Raw genomic sequence first — 23,629 nt, 5'->3', positions numbered from 1 at the left:
TCCGCCGGGCGCCTGGTTAACGAAAAGCCTGCCTGATTCCCAGCGCAATCATGAGCCCTCCACATGTGAGGTCGATCCATGCCTTCGCGCGACGATACGCCGTCGCAATCGCCGCGTGCGATAGAACGAGCGCGACGGCTCCATACCAGCATGTCGCCGACGCGCCGACAGTAGCAAGCATCGCGAAGAACGTCGGCGTGGAAACGTGGGTGGGCACCGCTGAGGAAAATACCGCCGCATAAAAGGCGATGGACTTCGGGTTCGCGATATTTGTCGCGACACCTTCCAGGAACGCGCCACGAAACAGAGGCGCCTTCGTAGGGTGGCGTGCTCCTGAGGGGGTTGCCCCTGCCGATACAACGAGCCGCAGCCCGAACCAGATCAGATAGGCCGCGCCAGCAAGCCTGACGCCGACAGCGAGCCACGGGAAAATAGCGAACACCATTCCGATACCAAGGATGGCGCAAGTCGCCCAGAACAGATTCACCGTCACGATTCCGGCGACAAGCGCGAGCGCATCGGAGCGTCGGCCGGCGACCGCTTTGTGAGTGACTGCGACGAAGTTCGGCCCGGGTACGACGGCACCTGCCGCATAGACAGAAAAGACTGTCGCAATCGCAGACCAATCAACCATTTGTAGCCTCAGTGAATTGTGGTTGCACAAAACGTCGAGTTGCTTCATCGACCCGTATTCTGAAGCAATTCACGACTGACCGCTGTTGGCCGGCTATTGCCCGATCGGAAAGATGCATCCGCCATTGCGGACCAGCGCCTTCACCTCTTCGCTCACCTGGACGGGGCTTTGACTCAATCGAGCAAGGAACGCCTTGCTGCGCCGCACGTACGACTTCGAATCGTGCTTCGCGCTCCAAAGGACTACGTTGAGCACGATGGGAATGAGGTCAAGGCCCTTCTCGGTCAGCGTGTAGAAGTCCTTGCGCCTGTCGTCGGGGCTGGGCGCCCTCGAGAGAATGCCCTGCTCCTCAAGAAAGGCAAGGCGGGAAGCCAGGACATTGGTCGCGATTCCCTCTTCCGATTTCAGGAACTCGCCATACGTCTTCTTGCCGACAAAAACGATGTCGCGAATGATCAGGAGCGACCACCGGTCGCCAAAGATTTCCACGCCGTAGTTCACCGCGCAATGGGATCGAACGTCTTCTTTGCTCGTCGTCTTCATGGCCAGATCTTAACATCGCTTGCATGTTGCAAGTAAAATTATGCCGTTTACTTGCAATTTGCAAGTGATGTGGCTAGCATGGTTTGTACGTCAAGCGCGGTCACGGGATCGCGCCAGTTGCCCATGAATGATCAACCCCATGTCAGCAAGGAAATCCGAAATGAAAATCGGCTTTATCGGCGCCGGGCCTGTTGCCCAAACCATCGCCAAACACGTCCTGGCGCACGGGCATCAAGTTGTGCTTAGCAATTCGCGAGGGCCTGAGTCGCTCGCCACCCTTGTGGCGGAGTTGGGTTCCGGCGCTGCCGCCGGAACGGCGAAAGAGGCTGCAGAGCAGGACCTCGTCGTACTTGCCGTCAAATGGTGGAACGTGCAGGCGGCGTTGTTTTCGGTCGGCGACTGGTCGGGCCGGATCCTCGTGGATACGACCAACCGCATTGCCAGCCTGGAGCCTTTGGCGTTAGGCGACACAACCGGTCGAACCTCGAGCGAGATCGTCGCCGATCTCGCGCCTGGCGCGAAGGTCGTCAAGGCGTTCAACACCATTCCGATGTCCTGGATCCCGGATTTCTCGCCGTCGAAGCGCAAGACCGCGTTCTTCGTGTCCGGGGACGACGCCGGCGCCAAAAAGGTGGTGTGCAAGCTGATTGAGGAGATCGGTTTCTACAGTCTCGATCTAGGTTCCCTCGCAGAGGGCGGCCGACTCCAGCAACTCGGCGGACCGCTCGTCGGGGTCAATCTTACGTTCAGTGAACGGTTCGTGCTTCCTGCGATCGACCGGGTGGAAGCGTGACGTTTCGCGGATTCTCGTCCCGGACGCCCTTCGCACACTTCGGAGGGTTCAAGCATTGGGTGGCCTGCACGCACACTTCCTGATGCACAGGTCGCCCAACGTAGGCACTGAGATGAGTTTGAACGTACTCGCCTGTCACACCTTCGTGACCGAGGGCCTCATGTCCCTCGAAACCATGAAGTCCCACCGCAACTGACCGCGATGTGACGTTCGAGCCAGAAGGCCTGGCGCTCAGTCCCTTTCCCACCGAAGCGCCGGACGGGCCGAGGGCCATCCGGTTCCGCTCGCTCAAAGACCAGTCCCACACCGTGATGGCCACGGCTGGCTGCCCACGCCGCCACCAGAAAAGCCCCGCCTACGGGCAAACCCCTCTTTCGCCGCCCCGGAATATCGATATAAAGATCAATTATTTGTAAAACACATTTTGAACGCGTCAGAATGTGAAATCCGCATTCTTGAGCCCTGACAACAACCAGAAGATGGAACTACGCCAGCTCGAAGCCTTCGCCGCAGTGATCACGACCGGTAGCGTCACCGCCGCCGGCCGCTTGCTGGGGCGCTCGCAGCCAGCCATCACGCGCCTGATCCAGGAACTGGAAGCCGAGGTCGGTTATCCGCTGTTCACGCGCAACGGCCCGCGCGTCACGCCGACCGAGCAAGGCATCCTGCTCTATGAGGACGTCGAGCACGTGCTGACGGGCCTGCATCAGATCCAGAAGCGCGCCGGCGAAATTGGCCGCGGCGAAAGCCGGCCGCTGCGCATTGCCGCGACCTCCGCGCTCGCCGCTGGCCTCGTGCCCGTCGCGCTTGCTCGACCCGGTGTAACTGGCGCTGCACAGTCGATCCAGCTGCGCAGCCTGCCCCCCGAGCAGGTCGTGCACGAGGTGCTCAGCGGCGCGGCCGACCTTGGCGTGGCGAGCCTGCCGCTCGAACACCGCGGCGTGGTCGTGCACTGGATCGGGCAATCCGCGTGCGTCGCGGCGCTGCGCGACGACGATCCGCTGGCGCGCCATGACCGGCTGCCGCTGTCGGCCTGCGAGGGCCGGCGCATCGTCACCATGCAGAACCCGTATCGCCTGCGCCGCCGGCTCGACCATGCGTTCGCGCAGGCGGACGTCTCGCCAGGCGGTCTGATCGAAACGAATTCGTCGATGAACGCGCTGACCGCGGTTCGCGCCGGTCTGGGCATCTCGGTGCTCGAGCCGGTCACGGCCTACGGCATGCCGCTTGCCGGCGTCGCGATCCGCCCGATCGACGCCGACATTCCGTATTTCTTCGGCGTGATCTCGCGCGATGCCATCGCGCTGCCCCCCGTGGCCGCGACGCTCATCGACGCGCTCGCCGACGCCGCCCGCGCCGTTCTGCCCGATTTCGCGCTGCGCGCGAGCGCCGAGCACGCCCAAGTCCTGCAGTCGCTGTATGGCGATCTGCCTGCCACCAAGGAAACCTTGCCGTAATGAATCCAACCACCCCATCGTCCGCAGGTCTTGCCGCGCTCGAAGCCCGTCTGCGCGAGGATCTCGCGTGGCTCGAACTGCCGGCGAAGCGCTGGATACCCGAAAGCACCCTCGATGGCCGCCCCGTTGTCGACGTGGCGATCGTGGGCGGCGGTATGGCCGGACTGGCGGTGGCCGCCGCGCTCGGCCATCTCGGCATCGACGCCGTCATTTACGATCAATCGCCGCGCGGCTTCGAAGGTCCGTGGGCGACCACGGCGCGCATGGAAACACTACGTTCTCCGAAACAACTCACCGGTCCCGCGCTCGGCCTGCCCGCGCTCACGTTCCGCGCGTGGTTCGAGGCGCAGTTCGGCGCGCAGGCGTGGGACGCGCTCGACAAGATCCCGCGCCTGCAGTGGATGGACTATCTGCGCTGGTATCGCGACGTGCTCGATATCGACGTGCGCAACGAGCACCGGGTCGCCGCGATTACGCCACGCGCGGACGGCCGCGTCGCGATTTTTGTCACGAGCGCCGCCGGCAACGAGACCGTTCTTGCGCGCCACGTCGTCCTCGCGACGGGGCGCGACGGCCTGGGCGGCCCCTCCGTGCCCGCATTCGCGCGCGATCTGCCGCGCCGCTTCTACGCCCACTCGTCCGATGTGATGGACTACGGCACGCTGCGCGGCAAGCGCGTCGGCGTGATCGGCGCGGGTGCGTCGGCGATGGACAGCGCGGCCACGGCGCTCGAAGCGGGCGCGGCCTCGGTCGATCTGCTGATCCGCCGCGCGGACATTCCGCGCATCAACAAGGGCAAGGGCGCGGGCAATCCCGGTCTCACGCACGGCCATGTTGCGCTGTCCGACGACTGGAAGTGGCAGATCCGCCACTACATCAATGTGCAGCAGGTGCCGCCGCCGCGCGGCAGCACGCTGCGCGTTTCTGGGCACGCCAACGCGCGATTCAACCTGGGTGCGCCGATCACCGGTATCGAAGTGGCGGACGACGAGCTGTATGTAAGCACACCGAAGGGTGTTTTCGTCCTGGATTTCCTCGTGTTTGCAACGGGCTTTCGTATCGATCTGGCGAGCCGTCCCGAGTTCGCGCCGTTCGCACGTCACGTGCGCGCGTGGAAAGACCGCTACGCACCGCCCGCAGGCGACGACGACGACATCGAGCTTGCCGATTCGCCAGACCTCGGGCCAGTGTTCGAGTTTCAGGAAAAGACGCCCGGCGCGTGTCCCGGGCTCGAACGCATCCACTGCTTTTGCGCGCCGGCGACGCTCTCTCATGGCGCGCTGTCGGGCGATATCCCGGCCGTTAGCGCAGGTGCGAAGCGGCTCGCAAAGGGGCTCGCCGCGACGTTCTATCGTGAGGATGTCGAGTTGCATTACGCCAATATGGCCGCCTTCTCCGAGCCGGAAGTCGAAGGCGACGAATGGACACCTGCGCCACCGCCCCCGGCACTCGCCGAGCGCGAAGCGAAATGAAACGAAGTGAAATGAACCCGTGACGCATTCGGCGCGGACACAAGCCGGGGCAACAGCATACGGCCCAGGCCATTTGCGGTTTTCAGGACTTGAACATGACATACGACACTAACGACGACATCATCGATCGCGTCGCGGGCCTCGCGCCCGACTCGGTCACTCATGCATTGCGGCACCAACGCGCCAAGGTGGTGGAAGCGACCCAGGGCAGCTACGAAGGGTTGTTCGATCCCGCGCTCGAGGGCCTCACGCTGGTCGAGCGGCTGCTCGTCGCGCTCTACGCGAGCCGCCTCACGCCCTCGCCTGCGCTCGCTGCCCACTACCGCGCCGAACTGGCCGCGCACGAGGTCGATGCGGCAACGCTCGCGGTCGTGGAAGCGGGTGCGCCCGAGGATCTCTCCGCGCCACGGCTGCGCGCGATCCTCGCGTTCACGCGCACGCTGATCGAGAATCCGGTCGCTGGCGACAAGGCCGCGCTGCAAACGCTGCCCGCCTCCGGACTCACGACGCCCGCTGTCGTTGCGCTCGCACAGCTCATTGCCTTTTTGTCGTACCAGACGCGCCTCCTCGCGGGTCTGCAAGCCCTCAAGCAACTGGAGCGCGCGTCATGACCGACATTATCCGTTCCCACGGCTTCACGAACGAATCGCTGGAGTGGGACGCGTGGCTCGACGTTGTCGACCTCGACCGTGCCACCGTCGAACAGATCGCCGTGCTGGAAGAGAGCCACCCCAAGGCAAAAGTATCGGACTACTACCGGTTTCTGGTTCATCAGCCTGAAATCCTGCGGCAGCGCTCCGCCGCGTTCAACGCGATCATGTACGCGCCCGGCGGCCTGTCGCGCGCGGAACGGGAACTGTCGACCACCGTCGTTTCGCGGATCAACGGTTGCGTGTATTGCGCTTCGGTGCACGCCCAGCGTTTCGAGCAGCTCGCCAAGCGCAACGATGTCATCCGCCAGGTGTTCGCCGATCCTCGCAGCGCCGGCACGACACAGCGCGAAGAGGCGATCGCGCGCTTCTCGGCCGCGCTGACCGAGTCCCCGGACGACATCGACGCAGGCCAGTTGCACGCATTGCGCGAGGCCGGCCTGACGGACGCCGAAATGCTCGACCTGATCCATTCAATCGCCATTTTCGCGTGGGCGAACCGGCTGATGCTCAATCTCGGCGAACCCGTGTTTCCCGAGCCAGTACCCGTCGCCTGACCGAACCGTGCAGGACCAACCTTCAACCAAAATCCGGGGATAGCCGATGGGCACTCAACCTGGCATCAAGCCCGTCATCGCGGCCGCCGTGCTGGCCAACGCGATGGAGTGGTTCGATTTCACCATTTTCGCCGCGATGACGCCGATCATCAGCAAACTGTTCTTTCCGGTCTCGAACGGCGCGGCAGGCGCGGAGCTGAACGCGATCCTGCTGACCACGGCCCTCTTCGGCGCGGGCTTTTTCATGCGGCCAGTAGGCGGCCTGCTGCTCGGCCTCTACGGCGACACGTATGGCCGCAAGGCGGGCATGACGCTCGGCATGGGCATCATGGCGCTGGCCGCCGCAATCATGACTTTCGCGCCGACCTATGCCACGGCCGGTCTCGCCGCGCCGCTCCTGATGCTCCTCGCCCGGCTTCTGCAAGGCTTTTCGATAGGCGGTGAATTCGGCACGTCGACGGCGTTCCTGATCGAACTGGCGCCGCCGAACCGCACCGGCTTTTACGGATCGTGGCAGATGAGCGGGCAACTCATGTCGACGCTGCTGGGCGCCGCGCTCGGTGTGGTGGTCACGCAAGCGTTCACGCCCGAGCAGCAGCTCGCGGGCGCCTGGCGCATTCCGTTCGCGGTGGGCCTGCTCATCGCGCCGCTCACCGTCTACCTGCGCCGCCACGCAAGCGAAACTTATGCGCGCATCCACGCAACGCCGCACACGCGCGCAACGGAGGCGGCCGCCGTCAAGCGCGGACTGCCCGACTATCTGATCGGCATGGGCATGGTGGTGGCGAGCACTGTGACGTTCTACGTCACGTTCGGCTACACCGTCACCTATGCGAAGCAGGTTCTCAAGCTGCCCGTTTCGGAAAGCTTCATGGTGCAGATGATCGCGGCCATCGTCATGCTGATCGTCACGCCGATCGCCGGGGCGCTATCCGACCGCTACGACCGCAAGACGCTGCTGGTCGGCTCGCTGGGCGCGTACCTCGTTGCGATCTATCCGCTCTATGCGTGGGTCGTGGCGGCGCCATCGGTCTCGCGCCTGCTGGTCGCGCAGATCGTGATCGGTGTGCTGAGCGCGACCTTTCTGGGCGTCTATTGCACGACGCTTGCCGAGATGTTCCCCAAGCGTACGCGCGCGACGTCGCTCGCCGTGGTCAATAACGTTGTCGTGCTGATCTTTGGCGGCTTTGCGCAGACTTTTGTGACCTGGCTAATCGCACTCACGGGCTCGCCGCTCGCGCCGGTGCTTTATGTGATGATCGGCGTCGCGCTCAGTCTCGTAGCCGTCGTGGCGCTGAAGCCGAGCCATTTCAGGCGCAGCAGCGCAAGCGCCGCTCAAACCACATGACGATGCAGCGGGCGTTGCCGGCTTGAAGGGTGCGAGGCCGAGAATGTTGCGGCTGAAGCGTGGCGTGGCGTGGAGCGCCCTCGCGTCACCTTCCTGTTGTCAGGATTCCGCCGCCGTCCGACTCCGTCTGCGTGTTAGACGTGTGCTCCACACGTTCGATCTGCACTTGCATCGACCGTGCGTCAGTCAAACCAAGGGTCTTCGCCGCAGCATAAGAGAGATCGATGATCCGGCCTTTGACGTAGGGGCCGCGATCGTTGATGCGCACGACAACCGACTTTCCGGTCGCCACCGACCTGACGCGCACATAGCTGCCGAGCGGCAAGGTGCGATGGGCAGCGGTCAATGCGCCGGCATCGAAGTGTTCACCATTGGCGGTCTGACGCCCCTGGAACTTCTCCGCGTACCATGACGCCTCGCCGGTTTGCACCGCTTCGTGGCGCGTGTGGCAGGAATCCACGCTGCATGCAGCATGTCGGGACGCAATCTGTCCGCACGCTGAAAGTAAAGCGCAGATGGCAAAGAGCCCGACACAGCGGGGCGATAGCGTCATAGACCACATGTCAGTCAATGAGCGGTGGTTAATCGTTTTCAAAGAAGGCGAGCATACCGCGTGCCCGGAAGGCACAACGTCCTGGCGGCATTATAGGTTTCATACGACGGACCTGAAAGTCCGGCCCTCATTTTACAGCGCCCGGAAGAGCCCTTCTCCGCCAGGAGGAAGGGCTTCGTCGACGCAAACGGCTTACTGACCGAAGTACATCGGCTTCATGCCGTCACCCACCGCGGGCGCACCCGACGCCGACGCGCCGCCGACCATTCCGCCGTAACTGCTCGCGCCGTTCTGCGCGGCAACGCGTGCTTCGGCCGCCTGGATATCGGCTGGATAGTTCGTGTTGTCGCCGTCGCCTGGGCGATAGCCAGCCTGCTCGAGCTGGATGAGTTCGGCGCGGACTTGCTCTGGAGTCACGGCGGTGTTCGATTGTGCGTACGCGACAACCGGTGCGGCCATGATGGTAAGGATAACGAAGGTTTGACCAAGGGATTTCATGATGAGTTTCCTCTAACAATTGCCACTTAGGGTGCGACAAGCCTTCTTGTCTGCACAAACACGCCGCTTTGCTCCATGTCTCCTGTATCGAACGAGGCCCTGCACAAAGCGGGCACCTTCGCTTCGTGCAAGACTGGACTGAACCTGTGCGCAGGCTCTATACGCTCTCACTCAATTTTCCGGCGGCCCCACTCGTTGCGTCCGCCACGTTCCCGTTCGCACGGCCCTGCTTCCTGCACCGAATCCACCTGCAGTGGAGGCTGCGCCGTGGGTCCGTTGCCACCATTCATGGTGATCGAAGTTGCGCAGAAGATCGGCCCGCCGACGCTCGCGGAGGTAGTGCGCCGTCACGCCAGCCACGGCGATAACAAGCACGATCATGCCGGCAGCCATACCCAGCCACGTTGGGTCCACGTCAGCCTCCACAGTTGCACCGCCGCCGTCCATCGCGGCGTGCGGCACACGATGCAGGTGTCATGCCATCCGGACGCGATCCACGCGAAGCGCATCCCGGCGCGCATCGCGATGATGTGAGTCTGGGCGCGACCATCACCTGGCTGAACACTGTTGGGGAATCGCCGACAGGCGGTTGGCGCCACGCGGAAATCGGCCCGGACAGCCGAGTGATACGCTAGCTGTCATGCAGCACGCTCATGTGCAACGCACAATCGCCAATCGGTCTCCGTCTGGGTCGGAGGTAACGATGTGGATCTTTCGTGTTCAAGAGCCCCGCCTCGGGGGTGTCCGTATTCGGGAATGGCGCCGCCAGGCGCGCTTTACAATTGCCCTTCTTGTCCTGCTGCTCGCGGGCGCGGCCTGCGGGCTGGCCCTGCTCGATCAATCCAGTACACCCGTTTCCGACAAAGTATTTGCGGCCCTCTGGGACGGATTCAATCTCGTCACGACGCTCGGTGACTTTACGTCGTTCAATCAGAGTCAGAAGATCTTCATGCTGCTGGCCATGTCCGCGACCATGGTGATTGGCGGATTCGCGATTTCAAGGCTCACCGGCATGCTATCGAGCGACGATGTGATGATTTATCGGGAGAACCGGCTTATGGAACGCAAGCTCGAGCATCTGGCGAATCACGTCGTGCTGGTTGGATTTCATTCGCTGGGTGAACTGGTCGCAAACCGCTTACGTGAAGCGGGGCAAACGGTGCTCGTCGTCGTGGGCGATCAGGAACAGGCCCACCGGGCGGTGGATCGCGGCCTGATGGTGGTGCTTGGCTCGCCGGGCGTGTTCGACGACGTGCTCAAGCGTGCGCGGCTCGATAGCGCCAAGGCGATGGTCGTGACAACGCCCGACAGCAATAACAATCTGGCGATCACCTTGCTGGCGCATACGCTGAACGCGTCGCTTGCGATTGTCGTGCCCAGCGAAAATGCCCTGAGAAAAGAGCTATTCGAAAGCGCAGGCGCGCGCGGCGTAGTCATCGGCGAGGAGCTCGTGGCGAATGCGCTGGTCGGCAAGCTCGCAGACCGGCTGGATACACCGAAATGAAGCCAGTAGCCTGACCCATGTGAATTGAATCTATCGACGCGACTCGTAGACTCAATGGGCGCCTGCCGCGGCCGCGCCGCTTCCCGAACCCGCAATCGCCGCGTTGGGTCCATCGTCGGCGCCGTGTACGAGCCGGTCATATTCGCCCTTCGATATGCCGCGCTTCGTGTAGAGAAATGCGGCCACCTGCCAGAGTGTCGTGTCCGATTGTGTTTTCCCGAATGACGGCATGGCGGTCATGTTCACGCCGTGCTTGATCACCCAGAACATCAGCGGGGGCTGGTTGCGGCGACTTGCAGCCAGCAGCTTTGGCGCGCCTGGCTGAATGCCCTCGCCCACCGCGCTCAATGGCCGATCAGGCGCACCGTGGCAAAGCGCACAGCTTGCGTCGTAAGTCCGCGCGCCTGCGCGAATGTTCTCGAGCGACAGAAGATCGGCGGGAGGAACGTCGGCTCCGCCATGCCGGTGCAGCGAGGCCTCGTACGTCGAATGCAACATCTTCGCGACGATCGGGTTGTCTTTCGAGCTTGCGGAAACGTCGTACAGCCCTGAATACATGTAGGCGGTACCAGCTACGCCGAGCAATACCAGCACGGCAGCAGCCGTTCCGATAACGGCGCCAATTCGCGGTTGTGTGGAGAACATGATGGCCAGGGCGGGAGTTCAAGGTCCTCACATTCTTTATCGTCCTTGCTTGCCAGAAAATGTCGCGGAGATTACCGATTTGCAATCTTTCCGCTTCTTTTCGTGAGCCGCCCTGGCGCCGTCGGGATGACTTACGCGCCCTCTTCCAGCACCAGCAGATTCTCATGCGAAAACCCGAGCGCGACGCTCTGGCCGCGTTCCGGCAATGCGCGGTTGGGGTCGTTGAAGATGTCCAGCGAGACGACGGCCTCCTTCACGCGCGCGCGGATGCGCACTACGGCGCCGAGAAAGTCGATCTCCTCTACGGTCGCGGCGAGCGAGTTGCGCCCCGCGGCCGGCGCTTCCAGGCGGATCGCTTCCGGCCGCACGGCAAGCAGGCGCGCTTTGCCCGCATCGTCGGCGGGCAGTCGCTGCGAGGTGGTGAGCACCTGGCCGTCCACCGCGATGCGCCCCGTTGTCGCGTCGACGATCGTTCCCGGCAGCAGGTTCAGCGTGCCGACGAACGACGCGACGAAGCGCGTGCGCGGGAAGTTATAGATGTCCGATGGCGTACCCACCTGCTCCACCCGCCCCTCGTTCATCACGACGATGCGATCGGAGATCGACAGCGCTTCCTCCTGGTCGTGCGTGACGAAGATCGACGTGATGCCGAGTTCGCGTTGCAGCATGCGAATATCCTGGCGCAGCGAAATGCGGATTTTCGCGTCGAGCGCGGAAAGCGGCTCGTCGAGCAGCAATACCTCAGGCGTGCCGGCAATCGCGCGCGCGAGCGCGACACGCTGTTGCTGGCCACCGGAAAGCTGCCACGGGAAGCGCTCGCCGAAGAGCGGCAGCTTGATGAGTTCCAGCATCGCTTCCACGCGCTTTTTGATTGCGCCTGGCGTGTGGCCCGCGACCTTCAGGCTGAAGCCGATGTTGTCCGCAACCGTCATGTTCGGGAACAGCGCATAGGACTGGAACACCATGCCGACGTTGCGCGCACGCGTGCGCAACCGCGTGATGTCCTTGCCCGCAATGCGGATCGCGCCGCGCGTCGGTTCCTCGAAGCCGGCGATCATGCGCAGCACCGTCGTCTTGCCGCAGCCCGAGGGCCCAAGAAACGTGATGAACTCGCCGCGCTCGATCTGGATGTCGAAGTGATGCAGCGCCGTATGCGCGCCAAACGACTTGTGCAGATTCTCAATCTCAAGGAATGCCATGAATGACGCCTCGGTACATCAGGATTTGGGAGCCACCGCCGCGCGCACGGAGCCGAAGACCTGGATCAGGCCCATCGATGCCCATGTGACGACGAACGCAATGATCGCGAGCGCGGATGGTTCGTAGGCGCGGTTCGCGCCGATCAACTGTAGATAAGGACCGAACGCCGGGCGGTCGAGCAGGCTCGCCATCGTGAACTCGCCGATCACGATGGCGAAGGTCAGGAACGCGCCCGACAGGATGCCCGAGCGGATATTCGGGAAGATCACCTTGAAGAGGATCGTCGGCCAGCCGGCGCCGAGCACTTCCGCCGCTTCGGTGAGCGTGCGCACGTCCACCGCGCGCAGGCCGGCATCGACCGAGCGATACATGTAGGGCAGCGCCAGCGTCACGTAGCCGAATGCGAGCAGCAGGTCGGTCGCGCGCTCGTTGCCGGTCATCGGCAGCCACGAACTGCTGTTGTAGAGGCGCAGATAGCCGAACACGATCACGATCGCCGGAATCACGACCGGCAGCAGCGTGACGAATTCGACCACCGGCCGCAGCTTCGGCAGCCGCAGTTGCACCCAGTAGGCAGTCGGCACGACGAGCAGCACGCCGATCGCGATCGTCACGAACGCCATCAGCACCGAATAGCCGAACGAGGCCTGAAAGCTCGGGTCGCTCAGCACGACTTTGTACGCGTCGAAACTGTACGTGCCGCGCCGCATCCGCAGGCTGAACTCGAACGTCGCGAAGAGCGGGATCAGGAAATACAGCGCGCCAACGACAATCGCGATCCACGCGCCCAGCCGCGATTGCGCTTTCATCGACGCCCCCTTTCGGCGCGCGCGCGCAGCCAGATATAGCCGCCGTTCGAGAGCCCCGTGATCACGACCATGCCGAGCGCGAGCGCATAGCCGAGGTTCTGGTTGTGCAGCACGTCGCCGCGCACCTGCGCATACAGGAGGATCGTCACGATGTTGAGCGAGCTGCCGGTCAATGCGTAAGCGGTGGCGACCGCGCCGAACGCGTTGGCGAACAGCAGCAACGTGCCACCGAGCACACTCGGCCACAGCACCGGCAGCGCGATGAGGCGCCAGTAGTGCCACGCGGTGCCGCCCAGGCAGTCGCATGCCTCGCGCCACTCGCGCTTGAGACCATCGAGCGCGGGTGTGATGATCAGGACCATTAACGGAATTTCGAAGTACAGGTAGGTGAGCGTCAGCCCCCAGAAACTCAGGATGCTGAAGCCCGTCGCGTAGAGATTCACGTGCGCGTAACGGTGCAGCAGCATCGTGACGAGACCGACGCGCCCGAGCGTGCAGATGAACGCGAACGCGAGCGGCACGCCCGCGAAGTTCGACGCGACGCCCGAGAAGGTCAACAGCGTCGGGCGGATCCAGCCGGGCAGCCGGCCGAGCACCGCAGCCCACGCGAGCAGTAGGCCGAGCACAGCCCCACCCGCCGCCGACGCGGTACTCACCTTGATGCTGATCCAGTAGGCGCTCAGCACTTCCGGTTCGAAGAGCTGCCGCAAGTTGTCGAGCGTAAACCGGCCCTGGGCATTCTGGAACGCGCCGACCATCAGGTACACGGTCGGCACGATCAGGAACAGCAGCGTGAAAATAAAGAACGGCGCGACGCCTAACCACGTCAGGTAACGCGCCGCGCCGGACGGCCGCTTCGAGCGCGGACGGTCGCCCGGCGGCGCGGCGAGATCGGGCCCGTTGGGCTCCACATTGAATACAGTGCTCATAGGGCTTCCCGCAACGATGGGTGAGCGATGGAACGTATTGCGGCGGCGAGCGCGCAATGCGGCTGGCGCGCGAGCATGAATGACGCCTCGCGCGCCGCCATGCGCAGGCGCGCTTACTTGACGTTCGCGCCGACGACGCTATCCCACTGCTTCGTCACGGCCGCCTTGGTCGCGTCCTGCTGTTGCAGCGTCGGGAACACGGCCGATTTGTAGGCCGTGGCCGGCGGCAGCTTCGCCAGCAGCGCGGCGGGCACTTTCTTCTGCGCGGCAAGCTCGTTGTAGCGGATCGGGTGGCAATAGCCCGCGAGCCAGCCGAGCTGGCCTTCGTCCGAATAGAGGTATTCCATCCACAGCTTCGCGGCGTTCGGATGCGGCGCGTAGGCGCTGATGGCCTGCACGTACACGCCCGCCACCACGCCCGTCTTCGGCACGACCACTTGCACCTTCGGGTTGCCCTTGAGCGTGTCGCGATCGGCCAGCGCGTTGTAGTCCCAGCGCACGAGAATCGGCGTCGTGCCCTGCGCGACCGATGCAGCCTTGCCGATCACCGGCACGAAGTTGCTGTTCTTGTTCAGGTTGGCGAAGAACGCGAGGCCCGCCGCTTCGGCCTTGCTCGCATCACCCCTGGCCGACGACAGGCCGGCCGCGTAGACGGCCTGGATCGCCTGATTCGACGCGCGCGGGTCCCCGGCCAGCGCCACGGCATTCTTGTACTCCGGCTTCTGCAGATCGCTCCAGTCGGCCGGGGCCTTGTCGATCATGTCCGCGTTGACTTCGAAAGAAAGAACGCCGTAATAGTCGCCGTACCAGTAGCCATCGGCGTCCTTCGAGTCGTTCGGGATCGACTTCCACGTCGACACCCTGTACGGCTGCAACAGGCCATCCGCCTTCGCCGACGGACCGAACGACAGGCCCACGTCGATCACGTCCGGCGCCTGCGGCCCCTTGTTGCCCTTGTTCGCCTTGATCGCCTCGAGTTCATCGCCCGAGCCCGCGTCGGGATTCAGCTCGTTGACCTTGATCCCATACTTCGCCTTGAAGGCTTCGATCATCGGACCATAGCCGCACCAGTCATGCGGCAGCGCAATCACCGTGAGCTGCCCTTCCTGCTTCGCGGCGGCGACGAGCGCGTCGGACGGCGCGGCGTTCGCGCTGCCCATGCCCATGGAGGCCAGTGCGGCGGCGCCGGCCGCCGACAGTAAACCAAAGCGGCTTGACCTCATGCGATTCATAGAATTTCCCATCCTTTGCCGAAAATAACGTGTGGTGAAAGACAGCAAGCGAATTGGTGCGCGCCTGCAGGCGGCCAGTCACGCCCTTCTTCGCCATACAGGCCGGGGCGTAAGGCGCGCCAGATCGTAATGGCGCCATAAGTCAGATTCGTGTCAACGATTCAGCTCGAAGGGAAAATGGATTGAAAATAGAGTCGCGCGTCTATATTGTTTGCACGTGAATATCAATTCACGCACCGCTTTCCGTTATTCGTTACTGCCGGTAAGAATCAAGAGGAAAGGGAAATATTTATAAAGATTGTTTGTGAGAAAAATTCCGTAAACGAAATCACGGATATTCGAATAATTGCCAAGAACATCTACTTATTAAATTAATAATCGGGAATTAGCCTGTCGTCGGCATGATCGATTCATGCACGAAAAGCGCAGCACGGGCCTGTACCGACCAGCCCGTCGCCGACGCCTCTTAGACAACAAGGAAAATATTTCGATGAAGAAGTCCGCTATTTCTGTAGCTATCCTTAGCTTTTCAGGATTCTCCACCCACGTCTTCGCGCAGAACTCCGTGACCTTGTATGGCCTCATCGACGCGGGGATGCAGTACACGCACAATTCCGGCGGACAAAGCTCGCAAATCTCGATGACGAGCGGCAACCTCTCGGGTTCCCGTTGGGGCTTGAAGGGCAGCGAAGATCTCGGCGGCGGACTGACGACGGTCTTCACGCTCGAAAGCGGGTTCAACGTGGAAACCGGCAAGTCGGGCCAGGGAAGCCGCCTGTTCGGTCGCCAGGCATTCGTCGGGCTGCAGGACAGCCGGTTCGGCACGCTGACCGCCGGGCGTCAGTACGATCCGCTCACCGACCTCGTGCAGCCCATCCAGGGCGACAACTATCTGGGCGGCATGTTCTCGACGCCGGGCGACATCGACAATGCGGACAATACCGCGCGCTTTAACAGCGCGATCAAATGGGCAAGCCCGTCGTGGGCGGGTCTCAAGACGGAATGGATGTACACATTTGGCGGTGTGGCAGGCTCGCAGGGCTCGGGCCAGACGTGGAGCGGCGCGGTTTCGTATGCCCAAGGGCCGCTGGGGCTCGCGGCCGGTTTCATGCATATCGACAACGGCAACACCGTGCTGTCGACTCGCGGCACGACGACGGCCGACTCGCTGTTTACCACGTCGGTCAACGACGCTTATTCGTCGGCCCGCTCCATCAATATCGCGCGCCTGGGCGGCAACTATGCCATCGGCTCCGTGACGCTCGGCGGCTACTACAGCTTCGCGCAATATGTGCCGGACGCAAGCTCGTCCTTCACGACGGCGCAAAAGTACAACACGGGGTCGGTGTACGCACTGTGGCAGATCTCACCCGCGCTGACGACTGAGATCGGCTATACGTATATGAAGACGAGCGGCGATTCGTCGGCGAAGTACAACCAGTTCGCGCTGGGCGCCGATTATGTGATCAGCAAGCGTACCGACTTCTATGCGGTGGGCGGTTACGGCCACGCGAGCGGCGAAAATGGCGATGGCACCGCACAGGCTGTGATCGGTTCGACCGAAATCGACTCCGGCAAGAGTTCGCAAGCCATTGTGATGATCGGCATGCGCCACCGGTTCTAAGTGCGCAGGAAGCCGCCGCGGACGGGCGGCATGCCCGCTTCTCCGGCGGTTTATCGCGCGGCGATCCGCGTATCGATCGCCGTGCGCAATGCGGTCACCACGTCGGCCCACTCGCCGCGGCGCGTCTGGCGGAACAGGCGTGCCGCGGCGTACCACGGGCTGTCGTCGCGATTGAGCTGCCAGCGCCAGTCCGGCGTGAACGGCAGCGCGATCCACACGGGTTTGCCGAGCGCGCCCGCCAGATGCGCGACCGCCGTATCCACGGCGATCACCAGATCGAGTTGCGCAACGAGCGCCGCCGTCGCCGAAAACGTCGTCAGTCGCGCGCCGGCGTCGATCAGCCGTCCGCGCTGCACGAGTTCGGCCATGCACGCGCGGTCGCGCTCGCGCAACTCTTTTTGCAGCGATACGAAGCGCGCATCGGCGTCGAACAGCGGCAGCAGTTCCGCAAGCGGCATCGAGCGATTGCGATCGTTCAAGTGCGTCGTGCTGCCCGACCAGACCACGCCCACGCGCAGCCGCTTGTCTTCATTCGCATCGGGGCCGATCACGTCGGACCACGACGCGCGCGCCGCAGCGTCGGCATCAGCGCGAAGATACGGGCCCGAAGTCGCGAAATCCGCTTCGCGCAGTGCGAGCGCGTGCGGCAGGCTCAACATCGGCACGTGATAGTCGAACGCAGGCAGCGCGGACGTATCGCCTGTCACGCTCGCCGCGCCGGCCACGTGCTGCAACAACGGCAGCAGCGCATCCTGTACGCGCACGACCACGCTAGCGCCCTTCGCGTGCAGGCGCTCGATGAAGCGAACGAACTGCAACGTGTCGCCGAGACCCTGCTCAGCGTGTACGAGCAAGGTCTTGCCCGTGAGCGACTGGCCTTTCCATTGCGTCGCCTCGGGAAAATCGTGCGTCATCTTGCCGTCGCGCCAGCGCCATTCGTATTCGCGCCAGCCGTGCTCGAATTCGCCGAGCAGCAGATTGGTCTGCGCGCGATTCGTGCGTGCGCCCGCGTCGTTCGTGTCGATGGACAGCGCTTTCTTGAACTGCCGTAGCGCTTCATCGAAACGATGCAGGTCGCGCAACGCGACGCCCAGATTCACATAGGCGGCGACGAAATTCGGCTTGAGTTCGATTGCCCGCCGATATGCCTCGAGTTCCTCGTCGTAACGACCCAGCAGGCCCAGCATCGTGCCCCGGTTGTAGTGTGCTTCCGCCGCGTGCGGATAACGGCGCGCGAGGCGTGCGAGATACGCGAGTGCAGTCTCGGCCTGCTCCAGTTGAATCAGCGACATGGCCGCGCCGAGCAGCGATTCGGCGTGATCGGGCGCGAGCACAAGCAGGCGCTCGTAAAGCGCGAGGGCGTCGGCGTGACGTTGCGCGAACTGGCATATGCGCGCGGCCTGCTGCAACTGCTCGGGCAGCGTTGCGGCTGGTTGCGCTGCACGCCACGCGAATTCGGCGGCGCGTGGGTAATCCTCGCGCGTAGCGTGCACGAAGGACATCGCTTCCAGCGCGCCCGCGTGATCGGGATTCGCTTGCAGGATCGATTGCAGATCGTGCTCCGCGGCTTCGATGCGGCCGGCGGTGAAATGCTGCTTAGCCTGAGCGAGCAGCGCGACGATGGTGTCAGTCATGGGAACGCGGGGCGCTCGCGCCCGAATTGCATGGATGAGGACTCAAGGCGGCATTTTACCTCGGCCGGGCCCGCTCAGTGTCGTTGCGCCACGTCGCCGTAAATCCTGGCAGGGGCGCGCAGAAGTCGATTCAAACCGTGGAGTAACGTGCATTTCTCCCGGTTATTCACTAATTGTAATGGTTCAGGAAATCGATCTTTGAATATTTCTGCAAATTACTATAAAAATGCGAAAAATAACGCGTCTGACCCATCGTGCGGACGTATGGGAAGTCATTGTTTTACTGGATATTTCTATCCCCAGTGTTGGGAATGTAATAACCTGGAATAAGTAAGGCAATGTTATCCAATAATCGTGGCAATCATGCCACATGTTCAGAAATGCATTCCGGATATCGCGCTATGCTCCGCGCTCGCTCGCATTCGGGCGAAAAACAAAGCAATGGAGTATTGATGAAAAAGAACACCCTTTCCGCTCTCGCGGTCGCCGCAGCCTCTTTCGCGAGCGCAGCACACGCACAAAGCTCGGTCACGCTTTACGGTTTGCTGGACGCAGGCGTCCTGTACACGAGCAACCAGTCGGGCAGCTCGAATGTGCAACAGTCGAGCGGCGCGCTCACCGGCAACCGTTGGGGCCTGCGCGGCAGCGAAGACCTTGGCGGCGGCCTGAAGACGATTTTCGTGCTCGAGAGCGGCTTCAGCATTTCGACCGGAGCGGCGAAGCAAGGCAGCCGCATGTTCGGCCGCCAGGCGTTTGTCGGTCTTTCGAGCGATCAGGCAGGCGCGCTTACGCTGGGTCGTCAGTACGACAGCGTGGTCGACAACCTGGGCGGGCTGTCGCTGAACGGCACGCAATACGGCGGCACGCTCGCCGCGCACCCGTACGACAACGATAACCTCAACAACTCGTTCCGCGTGAGCAATTCGCTCAAGTACCAGAGCGTGAACTACGGCGGCCTCAAGTTCAATGCGCTGTACGGCTTCTCGAACGCCGCGGGCGGCTTCGCGAATAACCGCGCGTACAGCCTTGGCGCCACGTATACGTTCGGCGGCCTCAAGGCGGCTGCGGGCTACCTGCAGCTGAACAACTCGGGTGCGAGCATCAACAGCAGCGGCGCGGTCAGCGACGACGCCACTTTCACCGCTTCGCGTCAGCGCACCTATGGCGCCGGCCTGAACTACGCGTTCGGCGCGGCCAACGTGGGCTTCGTGTTCACCCAAACGCAGTTGAGCAATCTCACGGCAATCAACTCCGCGAATGCGGGCACGACGACTTCATTCGCCGGCAACAGCGCGCGCTTCAGCAACTACGAAGTCAATGGCCGCTATGCGTTCACGCCTGCGTTCACGCTGTCGGGCGCTTATACGTACACGGACGCGAGCCTGGATGGTGTGAATCCGAAGTTCCATCAGTTCACGCTGCAAGGCGACTACGCGCTCTCGAAGCGCACCGACCTGTACGCCGAAGCCGCGTATCAGCGCGTCGTGGACGGCGAAGGAAAGATTCACGCGGACATCATGGGCGTCTCCGCGTCGGATTCGAACTCGCAAGCCGTGGCGACCGTGGGTATCCGCCATCGCTTCTAATACGATAGCGATCTGAGCACGGGCAGGCAGGCGCGTTGGTGTCTGCCTGCCCGCGTGCTTTCCCGGTGCTACCGGCCTGCACGATAGCGCTCACCGGTGGGCGTAAATCGACGCGGTGTCGTTCAGTGCGAGCGCTGTGCCGCTCTGCGATGTGCCCGTCATCGCCACGCCGCCCACTGATTGTGCTGCGGGGGACGCGTCTTGCGCCGCTACCTTCGCTTCGGCTGCCTGAATGTCGGACGGATAGTACAGGTCGGAGCCGTGCGGGTTATAGCCGGCCTGCTCGACTTGAATCAGATCGGCGCGGACTTCGGCGCGCGTGACCGGCGCATTGCTGGTTTGCGCGAATGCGAATGCGGGGGCGCCGAGGACGCAGGAAATCAGTACGGCACGAAGAAGCGTTTTCATGATGGGTCACCTTGAGTCGGGTTAGTGGCCACATCCGAAAGAACGCGGCCTATGAACTCCCCGCGTGAATTGGCGAAGAGTTGACAGGCATTTTGCGCAACCACCGCTTTCCCGAAACTGACCTGCCGATTACAAGTTGGTAATCAGGGCCGGGAGGAACGCCGACGTTTCCCCCGCGAAGCGCATCGATCGTTCAGCCGTTGCTCGACGCGAGCGCATCAAGCAATTCCACGGCTTCTCGTAAGTCTGCCGTTGCGAAACCTTCCGTGAACGATTCATAGACCGGAGCGAGGATCTCGCGGGCCGCACGCGTGCCTCCCTCTTCGCGATGAAGCTTCGCGAGGCTCAACGCCGCGCGAAGTTCGAGCGATTTGGCGCCCCGTTGGCGAGCGATCGTCATTGCTGCATTGAAACTCGCTTGCGCGGCATCGCGGTCCGCGGCTGCGATTGCGCAAAGCCCGGCTGGAAGCAGCGACAATTCGCCTTTGAGCCGATACAACTCGGGCTCGTGATACCGCTCGTCCGACGTTTCACAAGCCGCGATGGCCTCGGCCAGCGCTTGTTGCCCGGCGTCGCGCAAACCGGCCCTTGCATAGGTTTCGGACAACAACGCGAGAAAGTACGAGCGGCCAAGGCGCGCGCCTGTCGCTTCATAGTCGGCAAGGCCACGGCGCACTTGCGCAATGCCCTCCTCTTTTTTCCCAGCCTCCGATAGCGCCCAGCCGTGAAGCATGGTCGCCCACGCGAGAATCATGGGAAAACCCTGCTCCGTCGCAAGCGCGATGGCGGCCTCGGCGCAGGCATGAGTCTGCGTGGCCTCGCGGCGCAATTGATGAAGCTCGGACTTGAAAATAAGCGTTTGTCCGAGACTGATCAGATCGTGTATCGAGCGGGCGCGCGTGAGCGCTTGTTCAGCATGCCTTAATGCCTTATCCGGGTATCCCATATGCCAAAGAACGAGGCCGAGGCTGCCTTCGCCCACGCTTCGCGGGTCTCGCCCGTGCGCAAAGATTTCCTCATCGAGTTGCCCGGCGTCCTGTAGCAACGCCGAATTCCTCAAGCCGACAAGGTAAGCGTGCGCAGCGGGAAGCTCACCGAGTCTGAACAAGCTCATGCCGAGCAGATAATGCGCTTCCATGACCTGCGTGGGATTATTCGCGCGCTCGGCCAGTTCGAGCAGCCGTTCGGCGATTTCCTTGGCCGTTTTATATTCGCCGCTCAACTGATAAAACATCCGCAGCCCGGTTTGCGCGCGGAACTGATGCGGCGTTTGCCCCGCTAATCTGCACAGCTCCAGCGCGCGCGAATAGGTCGCCTCCACATCGCGCGAGGCCCATCCTCTCGCGGCCATCAAGACCGGCCCGATGGCAAGCCGCAACGCCAGTTCACGATCGGCGCGTTCGGGCGTTTCAGGCAGGCCGGCGAGCAGATCCAGCGCCATGCCGAGCTGGCGGAGCGCCTCGGCGTTTGCCGAGCGTTGCCACGCCTGCTGGCCCGCGCTATGCAAATACTCGACCGCTTTCGGGACGTTTCCGCTGAGGCTATAGTGATGCGCGAGTTCGTTCCAGTAGTCCTTGAGACGTGCATGGAAAAGCGCTTCGATCGCCTGACCGATGCGCTCGTGCAGCAACCGGCGACGCTCGGCCAGCATCGAACTGCCCGCCACCTCCTGCGTCAATGCATGCTTGAAGCCATATTCCACCGCCGGAAAAGCGGGCTGCTCATAGATGAACTCCCCCGCTTCCAGACGTGACAGACTCGCGTACAGCTCATCGTCAGGCAAATCGACGACACACTGAACGAGATTCGCCGGGAACGTCTTCCCAATCACCGCGAGCGTCTGCAACAAGTCTTTGTCTGCGGCGAGCAGCCGGTCGATACGCGAAGCGAGCACGCCTTGCACCGTGGTCGGGATATGTAGCGCGACCGGCGCCGCTTCCATTCGATAATGACCAGGCGCGCCCACGAGCACGTGTTCCTCGGCCAAAGTCTGGACGACTTCCTCAATAAAGAATGGGTTGCCCTCCGTTTTATCGAGCACGTGCTGTTTGACGCCAACAAGCGTCCGGTCGTCGCCGACGAGCGCGCTAATGAGGCCTTGCGCGTCGGCACGATCCAGCGGCTCCAGCACCAGTTGCACATACCCGGCGCGATCGCCCCAGTCATGCCGATACTCCGGGCGATAGTTCAGCAGCAACAGAAGATGCGCACTCGAAACGCGCTCAACCAGGTAGGCAAGGAACGCTTGCGTCTCGTTGTCGAGCCACTGCAAGTCCTCGAACACCAGGACGACGGGTTCGTTCACGCTCTCGCGCACAAAGAGTTGCGTGATCGCTTCGAACGTGCGGTCGCGCCGGATCTGCGAATCCATTTGCGCGAGGGCCGGGGCTGGTTCACCGATTGCGAGCAGATGGAGCAAATACGGTACGCCGTCCTCGAGATTGCGTTCGAGGGAAAGCACCCGGCCCGTCACCTTTTCGCGGCAGCGCCGTTCGTCGTCTTCCGATGAAATCTGAAAGTAGTCCTTCAGCAATTCGATGAGCGGCAAATACGCGAAGGATTTGCCGTGCGAGACCGAGAACGTCTCCACCACGCGACATCCTTTTAGCGCCGAGCGTTTGAATTCGTGAAAGAGCCTCGATTTTCCAACGCCCGCTTCGCCAACCACGCCGACGATGCTGCATTGACCGGCTTTCGTGGCAACGAGTGCACTGCGCAGAGCGTTGAGTTCAGGCTCGCGCCCGACGAACCGGGCCAGCCCGCGCCGCTCGGCCACCTGAAGACGTGTGCGTAGCACGCCCGGCCCCTGCACCTCGTACACATCGAGCGGTTCGACCACGCCTTTGACCTGTGTTCGTCCCAGGGCCTTGAACTCGAAATAGCCCTCGGTCAGCCTATAGGTGGACTGGCTCACGAGTATCGATGCCGGCGTCGCAATGGCCTCCATGCGCGAGGCGATATGGATCGTGTTGCCGACAGGATCATAGTCCGCCTGCAAGTCGCTCTTGTGGATGGACCGCATGAGGACCTCGCCGGTGTGGACCCCCACCCGGATCTGCAAGGGAATGCCGCGCTCGAGGCGAATGCGGTCGCTATGACGGCGCATGGCCTGCTGCATTCTGAGCGCGGCGTAGAGCGAGCGCTGCGGATGATCCTCGTGTGCAATCGGCGCGCCGAACAAGGCCAGAATGCCGTCGCCGAGCAACTTCGCTACGAAGCCCTCGTAATGGTGAACGGCTTCCATCATCAACTCGAGGACGGGAGCGATCAGACTGTGAGCCTCTTCCGGATCCAGGCCGTAGATGAGTGCCGTCGAGCCGGCCATGTCCGCAAACAGGGCGGTAATGGTCTTACGTTCGCTGAGCGCTTTGCCGCGGGCTTCGAGGGCCGCCTGAGCGGCGTGGATCTGCTCAGCGAGGCGTGAAGGGGTGTAATCGACAGGGGATGGGAGCGGCGCAGTGTGAGCGACGACGGTGCCGCACTGCTCGCAAAACCTCGCGCCCTCGCGGCATTCGAAGCCACAATTTGTGCAGCGCATATAGCCCCTGATCTC

General features: G+C 62.8%; 22 protein-coding genes. 10 read left to right on the top strand and 12 right to left on the bottom strand.

Annotated elements, in window-relative coordinates:
• Positions 1-16: 16 nt before the first annotated feature.
• Positions 17-634: a LysE family translocator gene (locus VSR72_RS15325; protein WP_342953237.1), complete on the bottom strand. Its 618-nt coding sequence runs from the start codon at positions 632-634 to the stop codon at positions 17-19.
• Between the two features lie 93 nt (positions 635-727).
• Positions 728-1,177 (bottom strand): helix-turn-helix domain-containing protein, encoded by a 450-nt coding sequence (locus tag VSR72_RS15320; protein ID WP_342953182.1) that lies wholly within the window; start codon positions 1,175-1,177, stop codon positions 728-730.
• A 160-nt stretch (positions 1,178-1,337) separates the two neighbouring features.
• Here VSR72_RS15320 and VSR72_RS15315 point away from each other — a divergent pair, with 160 nt between their 5' ends.
• The 6 genes from VSR72_RS15315 (at position 1,338) to VSR72_RS15290 (ending at position 7,454) form a co-directional block, all read left to right on the top strand.
• On the top strand, positions 1,338-1,970 hold the full coding sequence (locus VSR72_RS15315; protein ID WP_342953181.1) for an NAD(P)-binding domain-containing protein: 633 nt from the start codon (positions 1,338-1,340) through the stop codon (positions 1,968-1,970).
• A 479-nt stretch (positions 1,971-2,449) separates the two neighbouring features.
• Complete coding sequence (locus tag VSR72_RS15310) at positions 2,450-3,427, top strand: LysR family transcriptional regulator (protein ID WP_342953236.1); 978 nt, start codon at positions 2,450-2,452, stop codon at positions 3,425-3,427.
• Positions 3,427-4,899 carry an NAD(P)/FAD-dependent oxidoreductase gene (locus VSR72_RS15305; RefSeq protein WP_342953180.1) on the top strand — a complete coding sequence of 491 codons (1,473 nt, stop codon included), beginning with the start codon at positions 3,427-3,429 and terminating at the stop codon, positions 4,897-4,899. Before VSR72_RS15310 ends, VSR72_RS15305 begins: the two co-directional genes overlap by 1 nt.
• A 95-nt stretch (positions 4,900-4,994) precedes the next feature.
• On the top strand, positions 4,995-5,510 hold the full coding sequence (locus tag VSR72_RS15300) for a CMD domain protein (protein WP_342953179.1): 516 nt from the start codon (positions 4,995-4,997) through the stop codon (positions 5,508-5,510).
• A complete protein-coding gene (locus VSR72_RS15295; protein WP_342953178.1) occupies positions 5,507-6,106 on the top strand; it encodes a peroxidase-related enzyme in 600 nt (199 codons plus the stop codon). The genes VSR72_RS15300 and VSR72_RS15295 overlap by 4 nt, the downstream gene beginning before the upstream one ends.
• 46 nt (positions 6,107-6,152) lie before the next feature.
• Entirely contained in the window at positions 6,153-7,454 is a 1,302-nt protein-coding gene (locus tag VSR72_RS15290) for an MFS transporter (RefSeq protein ID WP_342953177.1), read from the top strand.
• 85 nt (positions 7,455-7,539) lie between these two features.
• Here VSR72_RS15290 and VSR72_RS15285 read toward each other — a convergent pair whose 3' ends face one another.
• Together VSR72_RS15285 and VSR72_RS15280 are read right to left on the bottom strand one after the other, a co-directional pair.
• Positions 7,540-7,914 (bottom strand): septal ring lytic transglycosylase RlpA family protein, encoded by a 375-nt coding sequence (locus VSR72_RS15285; protein ID WP_342953176.1) that lies wholly within the window; start codon positions 7,912-7,914, stop codon positions 7,540-7,542.
• 285 nt (positions 7,915-8,199) lie between these two features.
• Positions 8,200-8,505 carry a DUF4148 domain-containing protein gene (locus VSR72_RS15280; RefSeq protein WP_342953175.1) on the bottom strand — a complete coding sequence of 102 codons (306 nt, stop codon included), beginning with the start codon at positions 8,503-8,505 and terminating at the stop codon, positions 8,200-8,202.
• A 288-nt stretch (positions 8,506-8,793) separates the two neighbouring features.
• On the opposite strand from VSR72_RS15280, the gene VSR72_RS15275 reads away from it, so the two are divergent.
• Positions 8,794-9,039: a hypothetical protein gene (locus VSR72_RS15275; RefSeq protein WP_342953174.1), complete on the top strand. Its 246-nt coding sequence runs from the start codon at positions 8,794-8,796 to the stop codon at positions 9,037-9,039.
• 169 nt (positions 9,040-9,208) lie between these two features.
• On the top strand, positions 9,209-10,009 hold the full coding sequence (locus VSR72_RS15270) for an NAD(P)-binding protein (protein WP_342953173.1): 801 nt from the start codon (positions 9,209-9,211) through the stop codon (positions 10,007-10,009).
• A 51-nt stretch (positions 10,010-10,060) separates the two neighbouring features.
• Here the strand turns inward: VSR72_RS15270 and VSR72_RS15265 are convergent, their stop codons facing one another.
• The 5 genes from VSR72_RS15265 to VSR72_RS15245 form a co-directional block, all read right to left on the bottom strand.
• Positions 10,061-10,654 (bottom strand): cytochrome c, encoded by a 594-nt coding sequence (locus tag VSR72_RS15265; RefSeq protein ID WP_342953172.1) that lies wholly within the window; start codon positions 10,652-10,654, stop codon positions 10,061-10,063.
• A gap of 131 nt (positions 10,655-10,785) precedes the next feature.
• The gene (locus tag VSR72_RS15260) at positions 10,786-11,853 is read right to left on the bottom strand and encodes an ABC transporter ATP-binding protein (protein WP_342953171.1); all 1,068 of its coding nucleotides are present in this window, start codon (positions 11,851-11,853) and stop codon (positions 10,786-10,788) included.
• A gap of 18 nt (positions 11,854-11,871) precedes the next feature.
• Positions 11,872-12,663 (bottom strand): ABC transporter permease, encoded by a 792-nt coding sequence (locus tag VSR72_RS15255; protein WP_342953170.1) that lies wholly within the window; start codon positions 12,661-12,663, stop codon positions 11,872-11,874.
• Positions 12,660-13,592: an ABC transporter permease subunit gene (locus VSR72_RS15250; protein ID WP_342953169.1), complete on the bottom strand. Its 933-nt coding sequence runs from the start codon at positions 13,590-13,592 to the stop codon at positions 12,660-12,662. Before VSR72_RS15250 ends, VSR72_RS15255 begins: the two co-directional genes overlap by 4 nt.
• A gap of 113 nt (positions 13,593-13,705) precedes the next feature.
• On the bottom strand, positions 13,706-14,824 hold the full coding sequence (locus VSR72_RS15245) for an ABC transporter substrate-binding protein (RefSeq protein WP_342953168.1): 1,119 nt from the start codon (positions 14,822-14,824) through the stop codon (positions 13,706-13,708).
• A 490-nt stretch (positions 14,825-15,314) separates the two neighbouring features.
• Between VSR72_RS15245 and VSR72_RS15240 the strand changes: the two genes are divergently transcribed.
• Positions 15,315-16,448: a porin gene (locus VSR72_RS15240; protein WP_342953167.1), complete on the top strand. Its 1,134-nt coding sequence runs from the start codon at positions 15,315-15,317 to the stop codon at positions 16,446-16,448.
• Positions 16,449-16,498: 50 nt separating this feature from the next.
• On the opposite strand, the gene VSR72_RS15235 is transcribed toward VSR72_RS15240, so the two are convergent.
• On the bottom strand, positions 16,499-18,082 hold the full coding sequence (locus VSR72_RS15235; protein WP_342953166.1) for a tetratricopeptide repeat-containing glycosyltransferase family protein: 1,584 nt from the start codon (positions 18,080-18,082) through the stop codon (positions 16,499-16,501).
• 452 nt (positions 18,083-18,534) lie between these two features.
• On the opposite strand from VSR72_RS15235, the gene VSR72_RS15230 reads away from it, so the two are divergent.
• Positions 18,535-19,668 carry a porin gene (locus tag VSR72_RS15230; protein ID WP_342953165.1) on the top strand — a complete coding sequence of 378 codons (1,134 nt, stop codon included), beginning with the start codon at positions 18,535-18,537 and terminating at the stop codon, positions 19,666-19,668.
• A gap of 90 nt (positions 19,669-19,758) precedes the next feature.
• On the opposite strand, the gene VSR72_RS15225 is transcribed toward VSR72_RS15230, so the two are convergent.
• Positions 19,759-20,076, bottom strand: coding sequence for a DUF4148 domain-containing protein (locus tag VSR72_RS15225; RefSeq protein WP_342953164.1), 318 nt, complete (start codon positions 20,074-20,076; stop codon positions 19,759-19,761).
• A 193-nt stretch (positions 20,077-20,269) separates the two neighbouring features.
• Positions 20,270-23,614: an adenylate/guanylate cyclase domain-containing protein gene (locus tag VSR72_RS15220; protein WP_342953163.1), complete on the bottom strand. Its 3,345-nt coding sequence runs from the start codon at positions 23,612-23,614 to the stop codon at positions 20,270-20,272.
• Positions 23,615-23,629: the final 15 nt, after the last annotated feature.

Source organism: Paraburkholderia sp. JHI869 (assembly GCF_038900775.1).
Classification (GTDB): domain Bacteria; phylum Pseudomonadota; class Gammaproteobacteria; order Burkholderiales; family Burkholderiaceae; genus Paraburkholderia.
This window is presented reverse-complemented; position numbering and strand designations above follow the sequence as displayed.